This window comes from Paraburkholderia caledonica NBRC 102488, from assembly GCF_000685095.1.
GTDB classification, from domain to species: domain Bacteria; phylum Pseudomonadota; class Gammaproteobacteria; order Burkholderiales; family Burkholderiaceae; genus Paraburkholderia; species Paraburkholderia caledonica.
Genome location: NZ_BAYE01000066.1, coordinates 1 through 1,415, shown reverse-complemented (window position 1 = coordinate 1,415; position 1,415 = coordinate 1). Strand labels below are relative to the sequence as shown.

At 56.7% G+C, this 1,415-nt stretch carries 1 protein-coding gene; it reads left to right on the top strand.

The window, feature by feature from the left end; genetic code table 11:
* Window positions 1-127: 127 nt before the first annotated feature.
* Entirely contained in the window at window positions 128-1,150 is a 1,023-nt protein-coding gene (locus BCA01S_RS34225; protein ID WP_027780688.1) for an IS110 family RNA-guided transposase, read from the top strand.
* Window positions 1,151-1,415: the final 265 nt, after the last annotated feature.

Below are 1,415 nucleotides of genomic sequence, written 5' to 3'. Positions count from 1 at the left end.
GGCCGAGATGGAATGGACACCGCCCTCCCTCCGGGGAGTTGCGCACCATTGAGGGCCCCGGGACCGAACGGCATCAATGTGCCAGAGTGGAGTTGCGACACAACCACTTATGGAACGGAGGCCCCAGATGAATGCTACGACATACGGACTCGACATTGCAAAACGGGTGTTCCAGATGTACTGGGTCGACGCCCAAACTGGCGAGATCGCGAATCGGAGGTTCGGACGTGACGATCTAATTACATTTCTGGCGCAGCGCCCCGCCGGTCGCGTCGCCCTCGAGGCGTGCGGAAGTGCTCACTGGTGGGCGCGTAAGATCCGCGCGCTCGGACACGAGGTGGTGCTGATACACGCTCAATTCATTCGACCTTTCGTGCAAACGAACAAGACCGACGCGGCAGACGCGCGGGCAATCTGGACCGCTGTGCAGCAACCCGGCATGCGCACGGTTGCCGCCAAGACAGAGGATCAGCAGGTGATGTTAAGCCTTCATCGTATGCGCTCGTTGCTGGTCAAGTTTCGAACGATGCAGATAAATCAGCTCCGTGGGTTGCTGTATGAGTTCGGCGTTACGTTTCGTGCAGGACGCGTAGCAGGACTCGACGAGATCAGAAAGCGCATGGCAGAACTCGAAGACACGCTGCCACGATCGATACTTCTTAACCTTCTCGAACAGTTGCGCCGGATCACCCTGTTTGAAGAGGATATCGATCAACTCGAGAAGCGGATTGGCGCCTGGCAGAAACAGGAAGCTGCATGTCGTGCTATCTCCGAAGTGCCGGGTATCGGCCGCCTGACTGCAACGGCCCTGGTAGCAACGATTGGAGATGCGAAGACATTCAGGTCGGGGCGCGAGTTCGCTGCGTTTCTGGGACTTGTTCCTCGTCAGAATGGTACCGGAGGAAAGATACGGCTGGGCTCGATCTCCCGACGTGGCGACCCATACTTGCGTACGTTGCTGATACATGGGGCGCGTTCTGTTCTGTGTCACACCAAGGTACCAACCGCATGGCAAAAAGCACTGCAGGTGCGACGTCCAGCAAATGTAGCAACAGTGGCCCTGGCAAACAAAATGGCAAGAATCGCCTGGGCGATCCTCGCTCACGGGACTTCGTACGAAGCGCATCATGTGAGCATCAGACCTGCATAGCAGAATGAGGAATTTGAAGCGTTGAGGAACTGGTAGGTTGCTTGGGTTGATTTCAATGTGATGGCGAGACAGGTCGGACCGCAGGGACGCAAACCTGAACACAGTCTTGTGCTTCAAGCACGTGGCCGAGATGAGGACGTTCCTGGCGAATTCCATCAGGGCCCGCAGCTTCGGCTTGCAAAAGGCCGCATATAAGACCGCAGCCGATACCTTGTTCACGCATCACACAAGATCAACTTGGCAAACCGGGCGGTGTCCATATAAG

Bases quoted from the DNA above. Each gene is read 5' to 3' on its own strand.
- BCA01S_RS34225 (WP_027780688.1), top strand. From the start codon at position 128: ATGAATGCTACGACATACGGACTCGACATTGCAAAACGGGTGTTCCAG.